At 71.0% G+C, this 23,242-nt stretch carries 23 protein-coding genes; 22 read left to right on the forward strand and 1 reads right to left on the reverse strand.

Annotation, left to right across the window (positions count from 1 at the left end; genetic code table 11):
* Window position 1 precedes the first annotated feature (1 nt).
* Genes ACPP3B_RS11030 through cobJ form a run of 12 tightly spaced genes read left to right on the forward strand, consistent with a single transcriptional unit; the run spans window position 2 to window position 10,496 of the window.
* Entirely contained in the window at window positions 2-1,393 is a 1,392-nt protein-coding gene (locus ACPP3B_RS11030) for a cobyrinate a,c-diamide synthase (RefSeq protein WP_424859010.1), read from the forward strand.
* Window positions 1,390-2,253 carry a cobalamin-binding protein gene (locus tag ACPP3B_RS11035; RefSeq protein ID WP_424859011.1) on the forward strand — a complete coding sequence of 288 codons (864 nt, stop codon included), beginning with the start codon at window positions 1,390-1,392 and terminating at the stop codon, window positions 2,251-2,253. The genes ACPP3B_RS11030 and ACPP3B_RS11035 overlap by 4 nt, the downstream gene beginning before the upstream one ends.
* Window positions 2,246-2,809, forward strand: coding sequence for a bifunctional adenosylcobinamide kinase/adenosylcobinamide-phosphate guanylyltransferase (locus tag ACPP3B_RS11040; RefSeq protein ID WP_068609296.1), 564 nt, complete (start codon window positions 2,246-2,248; stop codon window positions 2,807-2,809). The genes ACPP3B_RS11035 and ACPP3B_RS11040 overlap by 8 nt, the downstream gene beginning before the upstream one ends.
* Entirely contained in the window at window positions 2,806-3,744 is a 939-nt protein-coding gene (locus tag ACPP3B_RS11045) for an ABC transporter substrate-binding protein (RefSeq protein ID WP_424859012.1), read from the forward strand. The genes ACPP3B_RS11040 and ACPP3B_RS11045 overlap by 4 nt, the downstream gene beginning before the upstream one ends.
* Window positions 3,741-4,802, forward strand: coding sequence for an iron chelate uptake ABC transporter family permease subunit (locus ACPP3B_RS11050; protein WP_424859013.1), 1,062 nt, complete (start codon window positions 3,741-3,743; stop codon window positions 4,800-4,802). The genes ACPP3B_RS11045 and ACPP3B_RS11050 overlap by 4 nt, the downstream gene beginning before the upstream one ends.
* 8 nt (window positions 4,803-4,810) lie before the next feature.
* Window positions 4,811-5,725, forward strand: coding sequence for an ABC transporter ATP-binding protein (locus tag ACPP3B_RS11055; protein WP_424859014.1), 915 nt, complete (start codon window positions 4,811-4,813; stop codon window positions 5,723-5,725).
* On the forward strand, window positions 5,700-6,377 hold the full coding sequence (locus tag ACPP3B_RS11060; protein ID WP_424859015.1) for an energy-coupling factor ABC transporter permease: 678 nt from the start codon (window positions 5,700-5,702) through the stop codon (window positions 6,375-6,377). The genes ACPP3B_RS11055 and ACPP3B_RS11060 overlap by 26 nt, the downstream gene beginning before the upstream one ends.
* A complete protein-coding gene (cobA, locus tag ACPP3B_RS11065; protein WP_424859016.1) occupies window positions 6,367-7,155 on the forward strand; it encodes a uroporphyrinogen-III C-methyltransferase in 789 nt (262 codons plus the stop codon). The genes ACPP3B_RS11060 and cobA overlap by 11 nt, the downstream gene beginning before the upstream one ends.
* Window positions 7,152-8,381 (forward strand): precorrin-3B synthase, encoded by a 1,230-nt coding sequence (locus ACPP3B_RS11070; protein WP_424859017.1) that lies wholly within the window; start codon window positions 7,152-7,154, stop codon window positions 8,379-8,381. The genes cobA and ACPP3B_RS11070 overlap by 4 nt, the downstream gene beginning before the upstream one ends.
* Window positions 8,378-9,022, forward strand: coding sequence for a precorrin-8X methylmutase (locus ACPP3B_RS11075; RefSeq protein ID WP_221933920.1), 645 nt, complete (start codon window positions 8,378-8,380; stop codon window positions 9,020-9,022). Before ACPP3B_RS11070 ends, ACPP3B_RS11075 begins: the two co-directional genes overlap by 4 nt.
* Entirely contained in the window at window positions 9,022-9,762 is a 741-nt protein-coding gene (cobI, locus tag ACPP3B_RS11080; protein ID WP_424859018.1) for a precorrin-2 C(20)-methyltransferase, read from the forward strand. The genes ACPP3B_RS11075 and cobI overlap by 1 nt, the downstream gene beginning before the upstream one ends.
* Window positions 9,759-10,496 (forward strand): precorrin-3B C(17)-methyltransferase, encoded by a 738-nt coding sequence (gene cobJ, locus ACPP3B_RS11085; protein WP_068609311.1) that lies wholly within the window; start codon window positions 9,759-9,761, stop codon window positions 10,494-10,496. The genes cobI and cobJ overlap by 4 nt, the downstream gene beginning before the upstream one ends.
* Before the next feature lie 41 nt (window positions 10,497-10,537).
* On the opposite strand, the gene ACPP3B_RS11090 is transcribed toward cobJ, so the two are convergent.
* A complete protein-coding gene (locus ACPP3B_RS11090; protein ID WP_068609313.1) occupies window positions 10,538-11,323 on the reverse strand; it encodes a cobalt-precorrin-6A reductase in 786 nt (261 codons plus the stop codon).
* Here ACPP3B_RS11090 and cbiE point away from each other — a divergent pair.
* The 10 genes from cbiE (at window position 11,322) to bioB (ending at window position 23,234) form a co-directional block, all read left to right on the forward strand.
* Complete coding sequence (gene cbiE, locus ACPP3B_RS11095; RefSeq protein ID WP_144325782.1) at window positions 11,322-12,542, forward strand: precorrin-6y C5,15-methyltransferase (decarboxylating) subunit CbiE; 1,221 nt, start codon at window positions 11,322-11,324, stop codon at window positions 12,540-12,542. The two genes, ACPP3B_RS11090 and cbiE, sit on opposite strands and share 2 nt — an antisense overlap.
* Window positions 12,539-13,312, forward strand: a complete 774-nt coding sequence (gene cobM, locus ACPP3B_RS11100; protein ID WP_068609317.1) for a precorrin-4 C(11)-methyltransferase — start codon at window positions 12,539-12,541, stop codon at window positions 13,310-13,312. The genes cbiE and cobM overlap by 4 nt, the downstream gene beginning before the upstream one ends.
* Complete coding sequence (gene cobF, locus ACPP3B_RS11105; RefSeq protein ID WP_068609319.1) at window positions 13,309-14,118, forward strand: precorrin-6A synthase (deacetylating); 810 nt, start codon at window positions 13,309-13,311, stop codon at window positions 14,116-14,118. Before cobM ends, cobF begins: the two co-directional genes overlap by 4 nt.
* A gap of 27 nt (window positions 14,119-14,145) precedes the next feature.
* Window positions 14,146-14,715, forward strand: coding sequence for a cob(I)yrinic acid a,c-diamide adenosyltransferase (gene cobO / locus ACPP3B_RS11110; protein ID WP_068609914.1), 570 nt, complete (start codon window positions 14,146-14,148; stop codon window positions 14,713-14,715).
* Between the two features lie 35 nt (window positions 14,716-14,750).
* Complete coding sequence (cobW, locus tag ACPP3B_RS11115) at window positions 14,751-15,830, forward strand: cobalamin biosynthesis protein CobW (RefSeq protein WP_068609321.1); 1,080 nt, start codon at window positions 14,751-14,753, stop codon at window positions 15,828-15,830.
* Between the two features lie 3 nt (window positions 15,831-15,833).
* Window positions 15,834-19,589 carry a cobaltochelatase subunit CobN gene (gene cobN, locus ACPP3B_RS11120; protein WP_424859019.1) on the forward strand — a complete coding sequence of 1,252 codons (3,756 nt, stop codon included), beginning with the start codon at window positions 15,834-15,836 and terminating at the stop codon, window positions 19,587-19,589.
* Entirely contained in the window at window positions 19,568-20,731 is a 1,164-nt protein-coding gene (locus ACPP3B_RS11125; protein WP_082955462.1) for an ATP-binding protein, read from the forward strand. The genes cobN and ACPP3B_RS11125 overlap by 22 nt, the downstream gene beginning before the upstream one ends.
* Before the next feature lie 32 nt (window positions 20,732-20,763).
* Window positions 20,764-21,393, forward strand: coding sequence for a vWA domain-containing protein (locus tag ACPP3B_RS11130; protein ID WP_082955463.1), 630 nt, complete (start codon window positions 20,764-20,766; stop codon window positions 21,391-21,393).
* Between the two features lie 8 nt (window positions 21,394-21,401).
* Window positions 21,402-22,118: a 5,6-dimethylbenzimidazole synthase gene (bluB, locus tag ACPP3B_RS11135; RefSeq protein WP_068609918.1), complete on the forward strand. Its 717-nt coding sequence runs from the start codon at window positions 21,402-21,404 to the stop codon at window positions 22,116-22,118.
* An 84-nt stretch (window positions 22,119-22,202) separates the two neighbouring features.
* On the forward strand, window positions 22,203-23,234 hold the full coding sequence (gene bioB, locus ACPP3B_RS11140; RefSeq protein ID WP_424859020.1) for a biotin synthase BioB: 1,032 nt from the start codon (window positions 22,203-22,205) through the stop codon (window positions 23,232-23,234).
* The last annotated feature ends 8 nt before the right edge of the window (window positions 23,235-23,242 follow it).

A 23,242-nucleotide genomic window follows, 5' to 3' on the forward strand; every position in this document is an offset into this window, starting at 1 on the left:
CATGACCAACAGTGCCGCCGCTGTAAACGCTGCCGCCATGCGCTGCCCCGCGCTGCTGATCGCGGCCCCGGCCTCCGGTCAGGGCAAGACCAGCGTCACCGCGGCGCTGGCGCGCTGGCACGCGCGCCAGGGGCGGCGCGTGCGGGTGTTCAAGTGCGGGCCGGATTTTCTTGACCCGCAATGGCTCGAGCGAGCCAGCGGCCACCCGGTGGACAACCTCGACCTCTGGATGAACGGCGAGGCCGACGTGCGCGCGCGGCTGGCGCGCGCGGCGCAGCAGGCCGACCTGATCCTGGTCGAGGGCGTCATGGGCCTCTACGACGGTGAGCCGAGTGCCGCCGACCTGGCGCAGCGGCTGGGCATCCCGGTGCTGGCGGTGGTGGACGCCGGGGCGATGGCGGGCACCTTCGGCGCCTTGGTGCACGGGCTGCACCACTACCGGCCGGGGCTGCCGTGGGCGGGGGTGCTGGCCAACCGCGTCGCCGGCACGGGGCACGCGCAGATGCTGCAAGCGGCGCTGCGCGACGGCGACGGCCCCTGGTGGGGAGCGCTGCCGCGTGACGAAGGTTTTGCCCTGCCGCAGCGCCACCTCGGCCTGACGCAGACTGGTGAGCTGCCCGATGCGCTGGTCCGGCTGGATCGCTTGGCCGATGCGCTGGAGGGCACGTCGTTGGGCCAGCTCGATGGGTCCGAATGGCAGCGCTGGGCGGTGGCGCTGGAGGTGCCGGCCGAACTGCCCGTGGTGGAGCCGTGGCTGGCCGGGCGCCGCGTCGCGGTGGCGCGCGATGCGGCGTTCAGCTTCATCTACCCCGCCAACGTGGAGACGCTGCAGGCGCTGGGGGCGGAGGTGGTGTTCTTTTCGCCGCTGGCGGACGAGCCGCTGCCCGACGCCGATGCGCTGTGGCTGCCGGGTGGCTACCCCGAGCTGCACGCCGACACGCTGGCTGCCGCGGGCCGCACGCGCGCCAGCGTGCAGCGCCACGTGCAGGCGGGCCGCCCGGTGTGGGCGGAGTGCGGCGGCATGCTGGCGCTGCTGGAGGGCCTGACCCTGGCCGACGGGCGGCGCGTGCCGATGTGGGGGCTGCTGCCGGGCGAGGCCGTCATGCGCGCGCGGCTCGTGGCGCTGGGGCCGCATGCGTGGGCGACACCCTGGGGCGAGCTGCGCGGGCATACCTTTCACTACTCGGAGACGCAGACTGCCCTTGCGCCCGCGGCGCACACCACCCCGGCGCGGGCGCATGGCCGGCCTGAGGCCATCTGGCGCCACGGGCCGGTCCGGGCGAGTTACTTTCACGCCTGGTTTGCTTCGGCTCCGCAGGCGGCGGCGCAATTGTTTCTGCCCGTGCCGCAGGAGGGGCCAGCCTCGGTGATGGTGCAGGAGACCGCCGCATGACCCGGCCCGACTTCGGCCCGCAGCGCATCGTCTGCCTGACGGAGGAGACCACCGAGTGGCTCTACCTGCTCGGGCAGCAGCACCGCATCGTCGGCATCAGCGGCTACACGGTGCGCCCGCCGCAGGCGCGGCAGGAAAAGCCGCGCGTCAGCGCCTTCCTGAACGCCAAGATCGACAAGATCCTGGCGCTGCGGCCGGATCACGTGTTCGGCTTTTCCGACCTGCAGGCCGACATCGCCGCGGCGCTGATCCGCGCGGGCGTGGCGGTGACGGTGTTCAACCAGCGCAGCGTCGAGGAGATCTTTGCGATGCTGTGGCAGGTGGCGGCGCTGGTCGGCTGCGCGCAGCAGGGTGAGCGGCTCTTGGAGGCGATGCGGGCGCAGCACGCCGCGATGCGCGCCGCGGTGCGGGAGCGCTTGCGGCAGGGCGCACGGCGCCCGCGGGTGTACTTCGAGGAGTGGGACGACCCGCCGATTACCGGGATCCGCTGGGTGTCGGAGCTGATCGAGCTGGCCGGCGGGCAGGACATCTTCCTGGAGCGCGCGCGCGAGCCGCTCGGCAAGGACCGGGTGCTGCCGGATCCGCAGGAGGTGGTACGTCGCGCCCCCGACCTCATCATCGGCTCGTGGTGCGGCAAGAAGTTCCGGCCCGAGCGCGTGGCCGCGCGCCCCGGCTGGCAGGACGTGCCGGCGGTGCGCGACGGCCAGCTGCACGAGATCAAGAGCGCCGACATCCTGCAGCCCGGCCCGGCGGCGCTGACGGACGGCGTGGCGCAGCTGCACCGCCTGATCCTGGCCTGGATGGACGGGGCGGGCCGTGCGGCTCCCGGCGAGCCCCCAAGGGAGGCCCGCGATGCGTGAGCTGGTGCTGGGCGGGCAGAAGAGCGGCAAGTCGCGCTGGGCCGAAGGCCGCGCGGCGCAGTGGCTGGCGGCGGATGCGCGCCACCGCGCGGTGCTGCTGGCCACCGCCCAGCCGCGCGACGCCGAGATGCGCGCGCGCATCGAGCGCCACCGGCGCGAGCGCGCCGCGCGCGTGCCGGGGCTGGAGACGCTGGAGGTGACCGGCGCGGAACTGCCGCAGGCGTTGGAGCGCCAGAGCTCGCCGCAGGCGCTGGTGGTGGTGGATTGCCTGACGCTGTGGCTGACGCAGCTGGCGTGGCCGCCGGGGCGGGCGGCGGCGGTGGAGCTGGAGACGCTGGAGCCGCCGATGCAGGCGCTGGAGCAGGCGCTGCAGGCCGTCAGCGGCCCGGTGGTGCTGGTCGGCAACGAGATCGGCCTGGGCGTCATCCCGCTGGGCAGCGAGGCGCGCGCCTTCGTCGATGCGCTGGGCGCGCTGAACCAGCGCGTGGCGGCCTGCTGCGAGCGCGTCACGCTGATGGTGGCGGGCTGCCCGCTCACTGTGAAGGGGTCGGGATGATGGGGTTCAGGCGGCTTGCGCGGCTCGGATGGGCGGGGGCGCTGGGGCTGGCCGCCGCGCTGCTGGCCGGCTGGCCCGCGCGCGCCGAGGTGCGCATCACCGACGACCACGGCGTGGAGGTGCGGCTGGCGCAGCCGCCGCAGCGCATCGTCAGCCTGCTGCCGTCGCTGTCGGAGGCGGTGTGCGAGCTCGGCCGCTGCGATCGGCTGGTGGGGGTGGATCGCTACACCAACTGGCCGCCGGCGCTCGCGGGCGTACCGCGCGTCGGCGGCGGGCTGGATCCGAACATCGAGGCGATCGTGGCGCTGCGGCCCGACGTGGTGCTGCTGGCCACCTCCTCGCGCGCGATCGAGCGGCTGCGCGCGCTGGGCCTCAAGGTGGTGGCGCTGGAGCCGCGCACGCACCCCGACGTGCAGCGCGTGCTGCTGACGCTGGGGGCGTTACTCGAGGTGCCGGATGCGGCACGCGTCTGGCGCGCGATCGACGCGGGGGTGTCGGCGGCGGCGCAGTCGCTGCCGCCAGCGGCGCGCGGGCTGCGCGTCTATATGGAGGTCAGCCCCGGGCCCTACGCGGCGGGGGAGGCCTCCTTCATCGGCCAGACGCTGCAGCGGCTCGGCGCGCGCAACGTGGTGCCGGCAGCGCTGGGCCCCTTTCCGAAGCTGAACCCGGAGTTCGTCGTGCGCGCCGACCCGGACGTGATCCTGGTCAGCAGCCGCGCCGCCGAGGCGCTGGCGCAGCGGCCCGGCTGGGCGCGGCTGCGCGCGGTGCGGCAGGGGCGGGTGTGCGCGTTCGACGCCGCGCAGTCGGACGTGCTGGTGCGCCCGGGGCCGCGCATGGCCGAGGCGGCGCGGCTGATGGCCGATTGCCTGGCGCGCGCCGCCGCCCCGGCGCGCCCGGCGGCAGGCGCGACCTCTGCGGCGGGAGGACGCCCGTGAACGCGCGCCGCGCCGCCGGGGTGTTGCTCGCGCTGCTCGCGGCGGCGGCGGGGCTGCTGGCGCTGGCGGTCAGCGTCGGCAGCCAGGGGCTGGAGCCGGTGTGGACGTTGCTCGCATCGCCGCCGAACGAGGGGCAGGCGGCGCTGGCCGCGCAGATCGTGTGGGAGATTCGGCTGCCGCGCGCGCTGGGCGCCTGGGCCGCCGGGGCGCTGCTCGGGGTGGCGGGCGCGGTGGCGCAGGGGCTGTTCCGCAACCCGCTGGCCGACCCGTTCCTGCTCGGCAGCGCGGCGGGGGCGTCGCTGGCAGTGGCACTCGCCTTGGTGGCCTTGGGCGGTTCGGCCGGCATGCTTGGAGGGGCGGGCGCCCCTGGCTGGAGCGTGCTGTCGTCGAGCCTGTGGGTGCGGCTGGGCCTGACCGGGGCGGCGTTCGTCGGGGCGCTGGCGGCGGTGCTGCTGACGCTGGCGCTGGCGCGCGGCGTGCAGCACACGCTGCGGCTGCTGCTGGCGGGGGTGGTGGTCGGCGTGGTGCTGGGGGCCGGCACGCAGGCCGTGCTGCTGCTGGCGCCGGATGCGCTGCAGGCGATGCAGGCGTTTCTGCTCGGCTCCACGGCGTTCGTCGGCTGGCCCTCGGCGGGGCTGATGCTGGCGGCCGCCGCGCTGTGCACCGCGGCGGCGACGCTGCTGGCGCGCGCACTGGACGCGCTGGCGCTCGGCGAGGCCACCGCCGCGAGCCTCGGCATGCCGCTGGCGACGCTGCGTCTGGCGCTGGTGGCGGTGCTGGCGCTGGCCACCGCCAGCGCCGTGGCGCAGACCGGGCTGATCGCCTTCGTGGGACTCGCGGCGCCGCACCTGGTGCGCGCGCTGGTGCCGACGACGCACGGCTGGCTGATGGCGCTGGCCGCCGCGATGGGCGGCGCGCTGCTGCTGGCGGCCGACACGCTGGCGCGTGGATGGCTGGCGCCGCAGGAGCTGCCGGTGGGCGTGCTGACCGCGGTGCTGGGCGGCGGCTACCTGCTGTGGCTGATGCACCGCGGGCGGCTGCGGGGGCAGGGGGCATGAGGGGCGACGTGGTCAATCCATCCCACCCCGTGGCGCTGGCTGCGCAGGGGGTCAGCGTCCGGCTGGGCCGCCACCCCGTGTTGCACGGCGTGACGGCGGCGCTGCCGCGCGGGCGCTGGACCTGCCTCGTGGGCCCCAACGGCGCCGGCAAGTCCACGCTGCTGAAGGCGCTGGCGGGCCTGCTGCCGCTGCACGGTGGGCGCGTCGAGCTGCTGGGGCGGGCGCTGCAGGACTGGCCGCGCCGGGCGCGCGCCCGCACGGTGGCGTGGCTCGGGCAGGCCGAGCCGGGCGGCGACGACCTGACCGCCTGGGACGTGGCGATGCTGGGCCGCCTGCCGCACCAGCCGTGGCTGGCCGCCGCGAGCGCGGCCGACCGCGCGGCGGTGGAGCAGGCGCTGCGCCAGACGCAGGCGTGGGACTGGCGCGCGCGGCCCTTGGCGCAGCTTTCCGGCGGGCAGCGCCAGCGCGTGCTGCTGGCGCGGCTGCTGGCGGTGCAGGCGCCGATCCTGCTGATGGACGAGCCGCTGGCGCACCTGGATCCGCCGCACCAGGCCGACTGGCTGGCGCTGGTGCGCGCGCTCACGCGCCAGGGGCAGACGGTGGTGACCGTGTTGCATGAGCTCAACATGGCGCTGCACGCCGACGAGCTGCTGATCCTGGACGCCGGCCGCGTGCGCCATCAAGGGCCGGCGGACGATCCGGCCACGCACCGCGCGCTGGAGCAGGTGTTCGGGCAGCGCATCGCGGTGCGGCCGCTGGACGCCGGCGCCGCCGGCGCGGATGGCGTGTCGGCGCGTTGGGTGGTGCTGCCCAAGGAGCCCGTTTTTGCCGAAGGCGGTGAGGTCGCCTCGGCCCCCCGCGCCCGCCCGGGCGCATTCATCTGTGAGGAGGTCTGTCATGCACATCGAACCCGGAGTTGTTGAAGGCAGCAAAGCGTTACTCGGTTACGCCACCGGCACCGCTGCGGTGGCTTGGGCTGGCAAGCTGGCTTGGGACATGCTGCGACAGGAGGGGGCGCAGGCTTTGCTGCTGCGCTCGCTGTTGACCACCGCCCTGGTGTTTTGCTTTTTCGAGGTGCTGCCGCGCCATCCGGTCGGCGTCTCGGAGGTGCACCTGATCCTGGGCACCACGTTGCTGCTGCTGTTCGGGGTGGCGCCAGCTGCCTTGGGGCTGGCCGGCGGGCTGCTGATTCAAGGGCTGTTTTTTGCGCCGGCGGATTTGCCGCAATACGGGATGAACGTCACCACGCTGTTGGTGCCGCTGTATGCCACCGCGGCGCTGGCGCAGCGGGTCATCCCGCAGCAGGTGGCCTACGTCGATCTGCGCTACGCGCAGGCGCTCAAGCTGTCCGTGGCCTATCAGGGCGGCATCGTGGCTTGGGTGGCGTTCTGGGCGCTGTATGGTCATGGCCTCGAGGCGGACAACCTGGCCAACATCGGCGCGTTTGGCGCGGCGTATGTGGCGGTGATCGTGGCGGAGCCGCTGATCGACCTGGCGGTGCTGGCGGCAGCCAAAGGCCTGCACGCGTTGAAGCACAGCGCGGCGGTGCAGCGCCGGCTCTACCATGCTGCTTGAGGCTGCGGTGCCGATGGCACCGGGGTGGGTGTCGATCGTCGGCGCCGGCCCCGGGCCATTGGATTTGCTGACCCTGCGTGCCCTGGATCGGCTGCGGCGCGCCGAAGTGGTCATCCACGACCGCCTGATCGGCGCCGACATCCTGGCCGAAATCCCGGCGCGGGCGCTGCGCTACGACGTCGGCAAGGCGCGCGGCCGGCACACGCTGCCGCAGTCCGACATCCACGCGCTGATGGTGGCGCACGCCCGCGCAGGCCGCCGCGTCGTGCGGTTAAAGGGCGGCGATCCGTTCATTTTTGGTCGCGGCGGCGAGGAGATGCAGGCGCTGTGCGCCGCGGCGGTGCCGTTTGAGATCGTGCCTGGGGTCAGCGCGGCGCAGGGCTGCGGGGCCGCCGCGGGTATCCCGCTGACGCAGCGAGGGCTGGCCAGCCTGTGCGTCTTCTTGCCGGGGCACGGTGACAGCGGCGACGTCGGCTATGACTGGGCGGCGCTGGCTCGTCCCGCCCAGACTTTGGTGTTTTACATGGGAGTGGCGCGGCTGGCGCGCATCGCCGAGCGCCTCATGGCGCATGGACTGCCGCCGGATACGCCAGCGGCACTGGTGCTGGACGGCACGCGTCCGACCCAAACCGTGCTGGCTTGTCCGCTGCAGGTGTTGGCCAGCCAGGCCCCGCCATATGGGCCGCGGCCTGGGCTGTTGATCATCGGCCCGACGGTGGCCTTGAGCCCGCACTACCGGGCGCAGGCAGCAGCCCCGTGGGAGGAGCTGGCGCGATGAGCGAACTTGATGCGGGCCAAAACCGAGAGGCGCTGCGCCGCGGCTGGTGCCCGGGAGCCTGGCGTCCGATGCCATCGGGCGATGGTTGGATCCTGCGCATCCGCGTGCCGATGGGGCGGCTGTCGCGGCGGCAGGCCGAGGGGCTGGCGGCCCTGATGCAGGCGCAGCGGCTCGATGTCATCGAGTTGACCCAGCGCTCCCATTTGCAATGGCGCGGCGTGCAGCCGGCTCAGCACACTGCGCTGCTGAGTGGCCTGCGGGCGCTGGGCCTGCTTGACGGGGACGCCATGCAAGAAGCGCGGCGCAACGTGCTGGTGCAGCCGTGCTGGCAACCGGGCGATGCCACGCACCGGGTGGCGCGGGGGTTGCTCAAGCGGCTGCGCCAGCCCGATGCCCCGCGGCTGCCAGCCAAGTTCGGCTTTGCCGTCGATCTGGGCAAGCGCCCCTACCTGCGCGCCGCCAGCGCCGACGTGCGCATCGAGCCCCTGCAAGACGGCTGGGCGCTCGTGCGACCCGACGGCAGCCCGTATGGCATGGCGGTGCCGCTGGAGCGTGCGGCCGAGGAAGCCATGGCGCTGGCGACATGGTTTGCCCAGCGCGCTCAGGGTCCTGGTGCTCCGCGTCGCATGGCCGCTTGGATGGCGCAGCGGCGCCGGCCCGCGAGTGAGCCTCTGTCTCCAGCCCCGATCAATGCCAACTCACAAGCGCTTGAGCCTTGGTGGGCCACGCTGCCGCCGGGTATGGCCTGGGTGGCTGCGCCGTTTGGGCGACTCAGCGCCGCGGCGTGGGCGCGGCTGGCGCAGCTGGCACCGTTGCGGCTGACGCCGTGGCGCGCCGTGTTGCTGGAACGCCACGCCCTGGCCCCGCCGGACGAAGCGTGGATCACCGATGCGACAGACCCGCGTCTGCGCGTGGCCGCTTGCGTCGGCGCCCCCGGCTGCGTGCAGGCTTCGGGTGGCACGCTGCCGTTGGCCGGGCTGTTGGCCGCGTACTTGCCAAACGAGGGCTGGTTACACGTCAGCGGTTGCGCCAAAGGTTGCGCGCATCCCTATCCAGCGCCCACGGTACGCGTGCGTCCCGACGGCTGGGATTGGATCGGATGGGGGCGGGCCGATGCCGCGGCCGATGCGCACTGGGGTGCACTTGCGCCGCTTATCGACGCGGTGCGCCGAAGCGCCGGGCGGCATGTCGGTCATGGGCAGGCAGAAGGGTGGCTTGTACGATGACACAAGAGCTGTTTGACGATTACGAACGCGATGGCGCGGCGATCTACCGACGCTCGTTTGCCATCATCCGCACGGAGGCCGACCTGGCCCGCTTCGATGCCCGGCAAGAGCCGGTGGTGGTGCGCATGATCCACGCCTGCGGCCTGGTGGAGCTGGCCAAGGACGTGGCTTTCACGCCCGATCTGGTGCCGGCGGCCCGCGCCGCGCTGTGCAGCGGTGCGCCGATTCTGTGCGACGCGCAGATGGTGGCCGCCGGCATCACGCGCCGCCGTCTGCCAGCTGACAACCCGGTGCTGTGCACGCTGCACGATCCGCAGGTCGGTACCCTGGCGCAGCGGCTGGGCACCACGCGCAGCGCGGCGGCGCTGGAGCTGTGGCGGCCCCATCTGGCCGGCGCGGTGGTGGTTATCGGCAACGCGCCTACGGCCCTGTTTCGGCTGCTGGAAATGCTGCGCGAGCCCGACTGCCCGCGCCCCGCGGCCATTTTGGGCTGTCCGGTGGGGTTCGTCGGGGCGGCAGAATCCAAAGCGGCGTTGATGGCGCAGCCGCCCGCACCGGCGCTGACGGTGCACGGGCGTCTGGGCGGCTCGGCCATTGTCGCGGCGGCGATCAATGCACTGGCCAGCGAGGAGGAGCACTGATGGGGCGCATCGTTGGCGTCGGTTTGGGGCCGGGCGACCCGCAGTTGGTGACGGTGCGTGCCCAGCGTTGGCTCTCCCAGGCTCGTCAGGTGGCCTATTTCCGCAAGTCTGGCCGCCCCGGACGCGCGCGGCGCATCGCCCTGACCTGGCTGGCGCCGCAGGCGGTGGAGCATGCGATGGAGTACCCCGTCACCACCGAGCTGCCGTTCGACAGCCCGGCCTACATCGATCTGCTGGCCCGCTTTTATGGCCACTGGGTTGAGCGTCTGGAGGCGCTGGCCGCGCAGAACGACGTGGTGGTGCTGTGCGAGGGCGATCCGTTTTTCTACGGCTCATTCATGCACCTCTATGAGCGACTGCGCCGCCGTGGCCACGTGCCGGTGGAGGTGGTGCCGGGGTTGCCGGGTATGGTCGGTTGCTGGTCGGTCTGCGGCCAGCCGATGACCTGGGGCGATGACGTGTTGACCATCCTGATGGGCACGCTGCCCGAGGATGATTTGGTGCGGCACATGCAGCAGGCCGACGCGCTGGTGGTGATGAAAGTGGGCCGGCATCTCGGGCGGGTGCGGCGGGCGCTGCAGCGCGCGGGTCTGCTGGCACGAGCTTGGCTGGTGCAGGAAGGCACGATGAACGGGCAGCAGGTGCAGCCGCTGGCCAGCGTGGATGAGCAAGCGTCTTGCCCCTATTTCGCCCTGGTGCTGGTGCCGGGTCAGGGCCGCCGGCCGGAGGTGGAAGGATGAGCGGCGGTTGGCTGTGCGTGGCTGGCCTCGGGCCGGGGGATGCGGCGCTGGTCACCCCTCAGGTGCAGCAGGCGTTGCAGGAAGCCACCGACGTGCTGGGGTATGGCCCTTACTTGGCGCGTGTGCCGCGGCGTGCGGATCAAGCGTATCACGCCAGCGACAACCGCGAGGAGCTCGAACGCGCGCGCCACGGGTTGCGGCTCGCGCAGGCGGGGCGGCGGGCGGTGATCGTCTCCTCTGGCGATCCGGGGGTGTTTGCCATGGCTGCGGCTGTGTTCGAAGTCATGGAGTCTGAGCCGGCTTGGCAGCAGCTGGATGTGCGCGTGCTGCCCGGGGTGACGGCGATGCTGGCGGCAGCTGCCAGGCTGGGCGCGCCACTCGGGCATGACTTTTGCGCCATCAATTTAAGCGACAACCTCAAGCCGTGGTCGGTGATCGAGCGGCGGCTCGTGCTGGCGGTGCAAGCCGACCTGGTGCTGGCCCTCTACAATCCGCGTTCGCGCGGCCGGCCTGAAGGTTTTGCCCGCGCCTTGGCGGTGCTGCGCCAGCACTGCGAGCCGCAGCGCTGGGTGGGGTTGGCGCGCGCGGTCTTCACACCACAGGAATCGATTCGGCACCTGCCGCTGGCGCACGTGCAGCCGGACATGGCCGACATGCGCACGCTGGTCATCGTTGGCAACCGCGCCACGCGCACGGTGGGGCGCTACATCTACACCCCGCGGAGGGGCGGCTGATGGCGCCGGGCCGGGGGCGTCAGCCGTCGCATCGGCGCGGCTCAGGCTGCAGGGGCATGGGCGGACGGTCCTGTGTTGAGGTTGGCGTGACCCTCTTGTGCCGGCAGCCCAAGCCATTGCAACGCTTCGGCGACGGTCTCTACAAGGGGGCGCGGCGGCAGCGTCGGACGCTCGATCAGCAGCACCGGCAGGCCCAGGACGCGTGCGGCTTCGAGCTTGGCTTGGCCCCCTTCGCCGCCCGAGTTTTTGGCCACTATCCACTCGATGCGATGGGCGCGCAGGAGCGCCAGATCGTCCTCAAGCGTGTAAGGGCCGCGCTGCACCACTACCGTGCCGCGTTGCGGCGCCACCTCAAGCCCCGGCTCCACGACGCGCAGCAAATACCAGTGCGGCGTGTGCTGCAAGAAAGGCTGCACCTGCTGGCGCCCAATGGCCAAAAAGACGCGGCTTGGCGCAGTCGGCAGGGCACGCACCGCGGCGTCGAAATCGGGCACGCTGTGCCAGCGGTCGCCGGGGCCGGGACGCCAAGGCGGGCGCTGCAACGCCAGCAGCGGCACGCCAAGCCGAGCGCAAGCCTCAATGGCGTGGCGGCTCATCTGTGCGGCAAAAGGGTGCGTGGCATCGATCACGTGCGTGATGCGCTGCTGGCGCAAGAAGGCCGCCAGCCCATCGGGGCCGCCGAAGCCGCCCACGCGAGTTGGCAGCGGCTGCGCAATAGGCTGCGCAGTGCGCCCGGCGTAGGAAAAAGTCGCGGGCACGCCAGCGCGGGCGAGTGCCTGCGCCAGCTGCGAGGCTTCGGTGGTGCCCCCGAGCAGGAGGACATGCATGGCGGCTGAAGCGTGGTTGTCGATTATCGGCATCGGCGAAGACGGTTTAGAGGATTGCAGCGAGTCTACCCGCCGTTTGTTGGCGCAAGCGCGGCGCGTGTTTGGCGGGCCGCGCCATCTGGCACTGGCGGGCATCGAGCCCGAGCGCGCCGAGCCGTGGCCGGTGCCGTTCGACATTGGCCCGCTGCTGGCCTGGCGCGGCCAGCCGGTAGTCGCTCTGGTCTCGGGCGATCCGTTTTGGTTTGGCGCCGGCAGCGTGCTGGCGCGCGCGTTGCCACGCCAGGAGTGGCAAGCTATCCCCGCGCCCTCAACATTTGCGTGGGCCGCTAGCGCCTTGGGCTGGCCTTTGGAGGAGGTGCGCTGCCTTGGGTTGCACGCGCAACCGCTGCGCGCGCTTTGGCCGCACCTGGGGCGGGGGCGGCGTCTGCTGTGCCTGCTGCGCGACGAGGCGGCGTTGCAGGCAGCGGTGGTGCTGCTGCGCGAAGAAGGCTTTGGCGCCAGCACCGCCTGGGCATTGCAACGGCTGGGCGGGCCGCGGCAGCGCATCGAGCGTTTCTCGATCCGGGACGGCGCGCCAGCTGGCCTGCAAGCGCCGCTGGCGCTGGCGCTGGACTTGCACGATGGCCCGGAAGGCTTGCCCGCCTGCGTCGGTTTGCCCGATGCGCTGTTCGAGCACGACGGCCAGCTCACCAAAGCGCCGATGCGGGCGTTGACGCTGCAGGCGCTGGCGCCGCGCCCTGGGCAGCGGTTGTGGGACTTGGGTGCCGGCAGCGGCTCAATCAGCATCGAGTGGTGCCTGGCTGGCGGTGTGGCCGAGGCGGTGGAGCGCGACGCGGTGCGTGCCGAGCGCGTGCAGCGCAACGCCGAGCGCTTCGGCCTAACCCCACGCCTGCGCGTCTGGTCGAGCGAGACCTTGGCGACGCTGGCGCAGCTGCCCGAGCCGCAGGCGGTGTTCATCGGCGGCGGCATGGACGCAGCACTGTGGCATGCACTGCGGCCTCGGCTGCCTGCGGGCTGCCGGGTGGTTGTCAACGCCGTGACCACCGCCACCCAAGCCTTGTTGGCGCAGTTGCATGAGCGCCACGGTGGCCAGCTGCGCCAGATCGTCCTGGCCGAGGCGCAACCCCTTGGGGCGCAACAGGGCTGGGTGCCGTGGCGGCCACAGTGGCAGTGGGCGTGGCAGGCATCAGCTGTCGAACTTGGAGGAGATGTGACATGACCGTGCATTTCATCGGTGCCGGGCCGGGCGCGCCCGATCTGCTGACGCTGCGCGCGCGCGAGTTGATCGCCCGCTGTCCGGTGTGCCTGTATGCCGGCTCGTTGGTGCCGCCGCAGGTACTGGCGTACTGCCCGCCGCAGGCGCGCTTGATCGACACCGCGCCGCTGTCGCTGGAGCAAATCCTGGAGGAAATCCGCGCCTCCCATGCCTGCGGGCAGGACGTGGCTCGGTTGCACTCGGGCGACTTGTCGGTGTGGTCGGCGATGGCAGAGCAGTTGCGCGCGCTGCGGGCCGAAGGCATTCCGTACACGATCACGCCTGGAGTGCCGTCCTTTGCTGCCGCGGCGGCGGCCTTGGGCTGCGAGTTGACCTTGCCCGGCGGCAGCCAAACGGTCGTGCTGACCCGCGCCCACGGGCGCGCCACCCCGGTGCCAGATGGCGAGCGTTTGGAGGTCTTGGCCGCCACCGGGGCCACGCTGGCGATCCACCTGAGCATCCACGTGCTGGAGCCAGTGGTGCAGACACTGCTGCCGCACTACGGCGGCGACTGCCCGGCAGCAGTGGTCTGGCGCGCCAGTTGGCCGGATGAGCGGATCGTGCGCGCGCCGCTGGGCGAGCTGGTGCAGGCCGCGCAGGGTGGGCTGGAGCGCACCGCGCTGATCCTGGTCGGGCGCAATCTGGCCCAAGACGGCTTTGGCCGCAGCCGCCTGTATGCGCCGGATTACGAGCGCCGCTATCGCCGGGCCACGTCCGCTGAGGATGCTGCATGAGTCCGCGCTGGCGGTTGAGCCTCATTGGCATGGGCATGGGTAGCCCTGCGCACCTGACGCTCCAGGGCGAGCAGGCGCTGCGCCGCGTCGATCTGTTGTTGCTGCCGGACAAAGGCGAAGATAAGGCCGAGCTGGCCGCGGCGCGGCTGCGCCTGCTGCAGACGGTGCGCCCCGACTTCGACGCCGAGGCGGGTGGCGGTCCGCGCGTGGCGCGCTACGCCGTGCCCTCGCGTGAAGGCGCCGATGCCGCCGACACACCGCGCTATCTCGACGCTGTGCGGCGCTGGCACGACGCACTGGCCCGAGCCTGGACGCAAGCGCTGCGTGAGCACCTGCCTCAAGGCGGGCAAGCAGGTGTGCTGATCTGGGGCGATCCGGCCTTATTCGACAGCTCGATGCGCATCGCCCAGCGTGTGGCGCGCGAGCTGCCGCTTGAATGGGAGGTGGTGCCCGGCATCAGCGCCCTGCAGGCGCTTGCCGCCGCGCATGCCGTGCCGCTCAATGAGCTGGCTAGCCCGGTGTTGATCACTTCAGGACGGTGGCTGCGCCAGCACGGCTGCCCTGCGGACGTGCCGGCGCTGGCCGTCATGCTTGATGGCGGCACGGCTTTTGAGGCGCTGCCCGACCCGTACGCATGGCACATCTGGTGGGGCGCTTACCTCGGGCTGCCGCAGCAAACCTTGGACAGCGGCCCGCTGCCGCAAGCCGGTCCGCGCATCGCGCGCGCCCGCGCGGCCTTGCGGCAGGCGCACGGCTGGATGCTGGATATCTACCTGCTCAAGCGTCGTGGCGCCGACGACTGCTGACCTCCGCAACCTCTGGAGATGGAACCGATGGAACTGCAGACCCCCCCGCTGCTGCGCACCACCCCCAAGCCGCAAGGTCCGCGCCGCGGCCTCATCATCGTGCACACCGGCCATGGCAAAGGCAAAAGCACCGCGGCCTTCGGCCTGGCGCTGCGTGCGCACGGACGCGGCAAGGCCGTCAAGATTTTTCAATTCATGAAAGTGCCCAGCGCCCGCTTCGGTGAGCACCGCGTTTTCGAGCAACTCGGCATTCCGATCGAAGGGCTGGGGGATGGATTTAGCTGGAAAAGCCGTGACCTTGAGCACTCCGCCGAGCTGGCGCGCCAAGGATGGGCGCGCGCCGAGGCGGTGATCCGCGCAGGCGCGCATTTCATGGTGGTGCTCGACGAAATCATGTACCCGCTGCGCTACGGCTGGATCCCACTGGAGGCGGTACTGGACGCGCTGCGTCAGCGCCCGACCGAGATGACGGTGGTGCTCACTGGGCGCCACGCGCCCCAGGAGCTCATCGACTTGGCCGACACCGTCACCGAAATGGTCAAGCACAAGCACCACTTCGATGCCGGCGTGCCAGCGCAGCGTGGCATTGAAGATTGACCTCTTTGGCATTTTTCTTTACGACATTTCAAGTCATGAATCTTGACAAAACCCCTGCCACCATCATCACCGGCTTTCTTGGCGCCGGCAAGACCACGCTGCTGCGCCATCTGCTGACCCACGCGCAGGGGCGGCGCATCGCCGTCATCGTCAACGAGTTTGGCGAGCTCGGCATCGACGGTGAATTGCTCAAAGGCTGTGGCATCGGCTGCGACGAGACCGGCGCGGAAAACGGCCAGGTCATCGAGCTGGCCAACGGCTGCCTGTGTTGCACGGTGCAAGAAGAATTTGCTCCGGTGATGGAACTGCTCGCCCAGCGCCGCGACCTGATTGATCACGTGGTGATTGAAACCTCCGGCCTGGCGCTGCCCAAACCGCTGGTGCAGGCGTTTCAGTGGCCCACTATCCGGCACGCTTTCACCGTCGATGCGGTGGTCACCGTGGTTGATGTGCCGGCGGTGGCGCAGGGTTGTTTTGCGTCTGACCCACAGGCGGTCGAAGCGCAGCGTCGCGCCGACCCGGAGCTTGACCACGACACGCCGTTGGCCGAGCTCTTTGAGGATCAGCTGGCCACCGCCGACCTAGTCGTGCTCAACAAAGTCGAACGGGTCGATGCCGATACCCTGCAGCGCGTGCGCGCGATGGTGGCGGCGCGCTCGCCGGCGGCGGTGCAGACCGTGGTGGCGCGGCACGGCCAAGTGCCGCCCGAGGTGCTGCTGGGCTTGGGCCGCGCTGTGGAAGAAGTGATCGAAAGCCGCCTCACCCACCACGACGATGAGGACGACGACCACGACCACGACGCCTTTCAATCCGTGGTGCTGGCGCTGGACGTGCGCGACAGGCAACACCTGCTGCAGACGCTTTCGACGCTGGTGGCGCGTCACGGCCTGCTGCGCATTAAGGGGTTCGTGGCGCTGCCGCAGGCGGCGCTGCGGCTGGTGGTGCAGGGTGTGGGTCCGCGGCTGGACAGCCACTTCGACCGCCCGTGGCGCGTGGGCGAGCCGCGCTGCAGCGTCCTGGTTTGCATCGGGCTAGGGCTCGACGAGGCCGCGCTGCGCGCCGATCTGCGCCAGGCTGGGTTGCTGGCGGAGTCATCCACGTCGGCCGGAGTGTGACCCATGCACTTGTTGGCCACCCGTGCCGGCGGCTTTATCGACGACACCAGCGGCGCGGTCGTGCGGCTGGCGCAAACCCCTGCGCCCGTGGTGGTGCTCAGCGCCGCCGATACCACGCTGTCGCTGCTGGCTTCGGTGCTGCCGAAAGACTACCCCGAAGTGCGGCTGGCCAATCTGATGGCGCTGCGCCAGCCGGCGACGGTGGATCTCTACGTGGAGGACGTGCTGCAGCACGCGCGCGCGGTGATCATCGATCACCTGGGGGCTTACCACGACTGGGCTTATCTGGTGGAGCGCTGCGCGGCGCTGGCGCGTCAGCGCGGGCAGTGGCTAGCGGTGTTTTCCGGCGACGGACAGGACGATCCGCAGCTGCTGGCGCAAGGTACCGTGGACTGGGATGACGCGCGCACGCTTTGGCGCGCGCTGCGCTACGGTGGACAAGCCAACGCCGCGCGCTTTTGGGCCCTGATCGGACAGCGCGCCCTAGGGTTGAAGGAACAACCCTACACGCCGCCGCAGCCGCTGCCGTCTATCGTGGAGCACCAAGTCGCGGACTTGCCGCCGGTGGCTCCCGACGCGCCGCAGGCGCTGCTGCTGTTTTACCGCGCCCATGTCCAGGCCAGCAACACAGGGCCTTTCGATGCCTTGCTGCGTGCGCTGCACGCGCGGGGGCTGCGTGCGCGCGCTTGGGCCGTGGACAGCCTGAAAAACCCCCAGGTGCGCCAACGCCTGCATGACCTGGCGGAGGGTGGCGGTGTGGATTTGGTGCTAAACGCCACGGCTTTCGCCCTTGGTTTGGAGGATGGCCAGACACTGGCGGGCGACGCTCCGGTGCTGCAGCTTATCACCGCGGGCGTGACGCGCCAGCACTGGAACGACGACCCGCACGGTCTGCCGCCGCGCGACATGGCCATGCAAGTGGTGCTGCCAGAGCTCGACGGTCGCATCGCCACCCGCGCCATCAGCTTCAAAGCGGTGCAGTGCCACGACCCACGCACCCAGATCGATTTGATCCGCTATGCCGCCGACACTGAGGCCATCGATTGGGTCGCCGAGCTAGCTTGGCGCTGGTGTCGGCTGCGCCGATTAGAGCGCTCCCAGGTGCGGCTGGCCGTGGTGCTGACTGACTACCCGAGCGACGACGCCCGCATCGGCATGGCGCTGGGGCTGGACGTACCGGCCTCGGTCGTGCGCATGTTGCAGGCGTTGCACCGCAATGGCTATGACCTGGGCGATGGTCCCGCGTTGCCGCGTGACGGTGACGAGCTGATGCGCTGGCTGCGCAGCGGCGTCACGCACGCTATCGACGACAACGATGCACGCCCGGCTTGGCAAAGCCTGGCGCTGACCGACTACAGGCGAATGCTGGAGGCGTGGCCGGCACCGCTGGTCGAAGCGCTACAGCAGCGGTGGGGGGCACCCGAGCGCGATCCGATGGCGCGCGCTGGCCGGCTGATGATTCCCGGTATTCGGTTGGGTCAGGTGTTCATCGGCCTGCAGCCCCCACGCGACCCGAGGCAGCGTCGCGCTGCCTACCATGATGCCGAGCAGGTGCCGCCGCACGCCCACGTGGGGTTTTACCTCTGGTTGCGCGAGGTTTGGCAAGTGGATGCCGTCGTGCAAGTCGGCACGCACGGCAACCTGGAGTGGCTGCCGGGCAAAAGCGTGGCACTGGGTCCGATGTGCTGGCCGCAGCGGCTGCTGGGACCGCTGCCGCACCTCTACCTTTACATCGTGAACGATCCGGGCGAAGGTGTGCAGGCCAAGCGGCGCACGCAGGCGGTGATCATCGACCACCTGATGCCGCCGCTGGCCGACGCGCAGGACAGCGGCACCCTGCTCCCGCTGGAGCGCATGGTGGAGGAGTATTACGATGCGCTGACGATGGATCCCCCACGCGCGCGGCGGCTGCGTCAAGCGATCGTGGACGAAACGTTGCGGCTGGGCGTGCACGAGGAGCTGGGTTTGCAGGGCGATCCGCGGGATGCGGCGGTGCTGGCGCAGTGGCTGCAACGTCTAGATGCCTACCTCTGCGAAATCAAGGAAAGCCAACTTCGTGCTGGCTTGCACGTATGGGGCACTTCGCCCCAAGGCTTGACGCGTGCGCAAACCCTGCTGGCCTTCCTGCGCCAGCCGCGCGGCAACCGCGCGCAGGACGACAGCCTGCTGCGTGCCATGGCGCAAGATTTGGGGCTGGACGGCTTCGACCCGCTGCAAGCAGACCCCGCCGAGCCCTGGCGCGGGCCGCGCCCGGCGCTGCTGCGGGCCATCGACCCCGGCGGACCATGGCGCCACGCCGGCCACACGCGCCAGCGGCTGCACCAGCTGGCGCTGGCGTGGCTGCAAGATCCAGCGCTGGCCGAGCGGCAGGCCGGCCCGCGCGCTCAGCAGGTGCTGCGCTGGGTCTGGCAGTATCTCGCGCCGCGGCTGGATGCTTGCGGATCCAATGAGACAACACAACTGCTACGCGGACTGCATGGCCGGTTTGTGCCGCCAGGCCCCAGCGGGGCGCCGTCACGCGGACGCATCGATGCGCTTCCCACAGGGCGCAATTTTTATGCTAGCGACCCGCGCAGCCTACCAACCCCAGCGGCGTGGGACAGCGGTCAGCGCATCGCGGCGCGACTCATTGAGCGCTACGCCCAAGATCACGGAGTGTTTCCCAGCGCCATCGGCTTGTCGCTGTGGGGCACCACCACCTTGCGCACAGGCGGCGAGGACGTGGCCACGGCGCTGGCCCTGTTGGGTGTGCGGCCACGCTGGGATGAAGGCAGTGGCCGCGTGATCGAGGTGGAGGTTCTGCCGGCGTCGCTGCGGCCCTATCCGCGGGTGGACGTGACGCTGCGGGTCTCCGGCTTGTTCCGCGACGCGTTTGCGCACCTGATCGATTTGCTCGACACCGCCGTGCAGGCGGTGGCCGCCATCGATCCAGCGGACGAGCCAGACGAACTCAACCCCGTGCGCGTGCACGTGCAGCGGGAGGCACAAGCGCTGCTCGCGCAAGGCCTGGACCCCGCGCAAGCGCAGCGCCAGGCCAGCTGGCGCTTGTTTGGTCCGCGCCCGGGCTCGTATGGCGCCGGCATCGGCGAGGTGGCGCAAACAGACGCGGCGTTTGACCGGAACGCGCTGGTTCGCGCCTACCTGGGCAGCGGTGCTTACGCCTACGGCCGGGGAGCCCATGGGGTGGCGGCGCCGGCGGCGTGGGAGCGGCGGTTGGCGCGCCTGGATCTGGCCGCGCACATCCAGGACCACCGTGAGCACGATGCGCTGGACATCGATGGCTTTGTCGAATACCTTGGCGGCATGGCTGCCGCCGCGCAAGTCCTGCGCGGGCAAGCGCCCGCGGTCTATCACGCCGACAGCAGTACGACCGCGGTGCGGGTGCGCCCGTTGCGGGAAGAGCTGGCGCGCATCGTGCGCGCGCGCGTGACGCACCCGCGCTGGCTGCAAGCCATGCAGGCGCACGGCTACGCGGGCGCAGCCGAGATGGCCGCCACGCTGGAACATCTGCTGGGTTGGGCGGCGCTTGGTCAGGGGGTGTCGGCGCACCAGCTTGATCTGGTTGCGGAGACGCTGCTGTTCAACGAGTCCAACCAGAGCTTTTTACGGCAGCACAACCTGCCGGCCTTGCGCCGTATGGCGCAGCGCTTATGGCAAGCCATCGAACAGGGGCTTTGGACGCCTCCGGTGGCGCTGCAGCAGCGCCTGCGGCAATTACAGCTGGAGCTGGAAGAGTCATGGGAACATCCGTCAATCTGACCACCACGGACGCGTGCTCAACGACGGCTGCGCCACCTGATACGACGCCAGAGACACCGCGCTATCCCTTTGCAGCGCTGGTGGGGGTACCGGATTTGCAGCTGGCGCTGTTGTTGGTGGCCATCGACCCTACGCTCGGTGGGGTACTTATCCGCGGCCCACGCGGCACGGCCAAGTCGACCGCGGCGCGCGCGCTGGCCGACTTGCTACCGGGCGCCCCGTTTGTGCAGTTACCACTGGGGGCTACGCTGGAGCAGATCGTCGGCACGCTGGAACTTCAAGATGCGCTGCGCCATGGACGCATTACATGGCGGCCCGGGCTGCTGGCGCGCGCACACGGCGGGGTGCTTTACGTGGACGAGGTCAACCTGTTGCCCGATGCGCTGGCCGATGTGCTGTTGGATGCCGCCGCCAGCGGCGTGCACACCGTGGAACGCGACGGCATTTCGCAGCGCCACGCCGCGCGCTTTGCGCTGATCGGCACGATGAACCCGGAGGAGGGGGAGTTGCGCCCGCAGCTTCTGGATCGCTTTGGCCTGTGCGTCGAGCTGAGCAATCCGGACGCTGCGGCGGTGCGCGCCGCTATCGTGCGAGCGCGGCTGGCGTTCGAAGCCGACCCGGCGGCCTTCGTCGCCTGCCACCATTTGCAGCAGCAGACCTTGCAGCAGCGCTTGCAGCGCGCGCGGCAGGCGCTGGGCACGCTGACCTGGTCGGACGAACTCATTGTGCAAGCCTGTGCGCAGGCGCTCCAAAGCGGCGCTGACGGTTTGCGCGGTGACTTAACGCTGCTGAAAGCGGCACGCGCCCACGCGGCCTGGCACGGCAAGACCGCCATTGACCTGGCCGACTTGCGGGCGGTGGCCCCGTGGGTGTTGGCGCACCGGCGCAGTGGCACGGCGGCAGCCGCTGCCGAGGGAGCAGCCAGCGCCATCACACCCCCTTGGCAGTCAGCGGCGCCGCAGCGCACGTCTGCCGCGCCGTACGATGGGTCTGCGCCGCAAGACGGCAAGCTGCAGGGAGAGAGTCCCCCGCGCCACGCAGCGGCGGGCGAGGCTGACTGGGGTGCGTTGCCGCCGCAACCGGTCGGCATGGCGCCGCCGCTGGCCCAGATGCCCGGAGGCTGGCCTGTCCCAAAGCCTTAGGCCCCGCCGGCGCGCGTAAGCCGCCTGCCGGGATGGGGCTGCGATCGCCTGACCATGCCGCCGCGTCCGCCCGGCGCGACGGCGCCACGCCGGTGATGTTGGACTGGCCTGCCACCCTCGCGCGCAAAGGGCCCCGTCCGCTCAGGCCCGCCGACCTGGTCTGGCGCGCGGTCCCGCCCGAGCCGGCGTGCCTGCACGTGATCGTGCTGGACGCATCCGGCTCGATGCTGCGCCGCGGGCGTCTGGCGCGCGCCAAGACCGTGGCGCTGCTGCTGGTTCAGCGCGCCGCGCGCCGCGACCAGCATGTCGCGCTACTGCTGGCCAGCGGTTACGGCGCGCAGGTGCTGCAGCCGCCCGCGCCGGCGCGGCGCGCCTTGGGGGTGACCGTGCGCGCGGTGAGGGGGGGCGGCGGCACGCCGCTGACGGTAGCCCTGCAGCGCGCCGAGACGCTGGCGCAGGCGTGGACTCGGCGCTTCGGCGGGCGCGCGCGGCGGGTCCTGTGGCTGCTCACCGACGGGCAGGTGCGACAGGAGCCGCCGCGCCCCGCTTTTGAGGTTTGTGTGGTGGTGGACGCCGACGACGACCAACCCGCGCTCGGCCAAGCTCGCCAGTGGGCGCACCATTGGCAGGCCCATCATGTGGCGTTGAACGATTGGAACTGAAGCTCGCCATGTCTCTTCTCTCATCCCGTTCGCAACCCGAGACCGCTGCGCACGCGTTCGACCCCGCCTCGCGCGCTGCGGTCTATCGCGCCATCGAACTGCGGCGCGACATGCGTCACTTTGCCGGTGGTCACGTGCAGCCCGAAGTGCTGGTGCGGCTGCTGCGCGCTGCGCACTGGGCACCCAGCGTCGGCTTCATGCAGCCGTGGCGTTGGATCCGCATCACGCACCCTGTGCAACGTCAACGCTTGCATGAGCTGGTGCAGCAGGAGCGGGTACGCACGGCCCAGGCGCTCGGTGAGCGCGGTGAGGCGTTTGCGCGTCTGAAGGTGGAAGGCATTCTGGAGTCCGCAGAGCTGTGGGCCGTGGTGCTGATGCCCGAGCGTGAACGGCATGTCTTTGGCCGGCGCACCTTGCCTGAGATGGATGTAGCCTCCGCTGCCTGTGCCATCCAAAATCTGTGGCTCGCCGCGCGCGCCGAGGGGCTCGGCGTGGGGTGGGTGTCGATCTTCGACCCGCAGCAGGTTGCCGATCTGCTGGGCTGTCCGCCAGGGTCGCGTCCGCTGGCGCTGCTGTGCTTAGGCCCGGTGTACTTGTTCTATGATGAGCCGATGTTGCAGCGCGAGCGCTGGGCGAAGCGCCTGTCGCTGCGCGATGTGGTGTTTGAAAATCGCTGGGAGCAGCCCAGCACGTTGCCGCTGCGTGACGATGCGCCCGCCGCATGAGCGTGGGACGCAGCGGTGGCTCAAGGTCGCCGCCGCATCGAACGGATGCGGGTCGGTGGCGTTTGCATGAAGGAGTTCAAAGGCATGACTGAGGCACAACCGGCTGCGTCGATTGAGGCTTGCGAATCCGCCTCCAGACCTGCACGCGTTGCCCCATCGCCAGCGTCGGAGCGCTGGACGGTGGCCGACGTGCAGGCACTGCTGGAGCTGCCGCTGCCCGAGCTGATCTTTCGCGCGCAGCAGGTGCACCGTCAGCACCACGATCCGGCGGAAATCGAACTGGCCACGCTGCTGTCGGTCAAGACCGGCGGCTGCCCCGAAGACTGCGCCTACTGCCCGCAGTCGGTTCACCACGAAACCGGCGTGAAGGCCACCAAGCTGATGTCGCCCGAGGACGTGCGGGCCGCCGTGCGTGCGGCCCGGCAGGCCGGGTCGCAGCGTTTCTGCATGGGGGCGGCGTGGCGCGCGCCGACTGACCGCGATCTGGACAAGGTCGCCGAGCTGGTGCGCGTCGTCAAGGAAGAAGGCCTGGAGGCGTGCTGCACGCTGGGCATGCTCACCGCCGAGCAGGCCCAGACGCTGAGGGAGGCGGGCCTGGACTACTACAACCACAACCTCGACACGGCGCCGGAGTTCTACGGTGCCATCATCCACACGCGCGACTATGAGGATCGGCTGCGCACGCTCGAGCACGTGCGCCAGGCCGGCATCCGCGTCTGCTGCGGCGGCATCGTCGGCATGGGCGAGTCGCGGCTGCAGCGTGCCGGTTTGATCGCGCAGTTGGCCAACCTCGACCCCTACCCGGAGTCGGTGCCGATCAACCATCTGGTCAAGGTGGCCGGCACGCCGCTGGCGGACCAGCCCGACCTCGACCCGCTGGAGTTCGTTCGCACGGTGGCCGTGGCGCGCATCACGATGCCGCGGGCCAAGGTGCGGCTGTCGGCCGGCCGGCGCGACATGGACGAATCGACGCAGGTGCTGTGCTTCCTGGCCGGGGCCAACTCGATCTTCTACGGCGACAAGCTGCTGGTCACCGGCAATCCCGACGTGGAGGCCGACCGCGCGCTGCTGGCGCGGCTGGGCCTGCACACGCGAGCAGTGCCGGTGACAGGTTGAGAGGCACT

The sequence above is a fragment of the Tepidimonas sp. HKU77 genome, from assembly GCF_049728535.1.
GTDB lineage: Bacteria > Pseudomonadota > Gammaproteobacteria > Burkholderiales > Burkholderiaceae_C > Tepidimonas.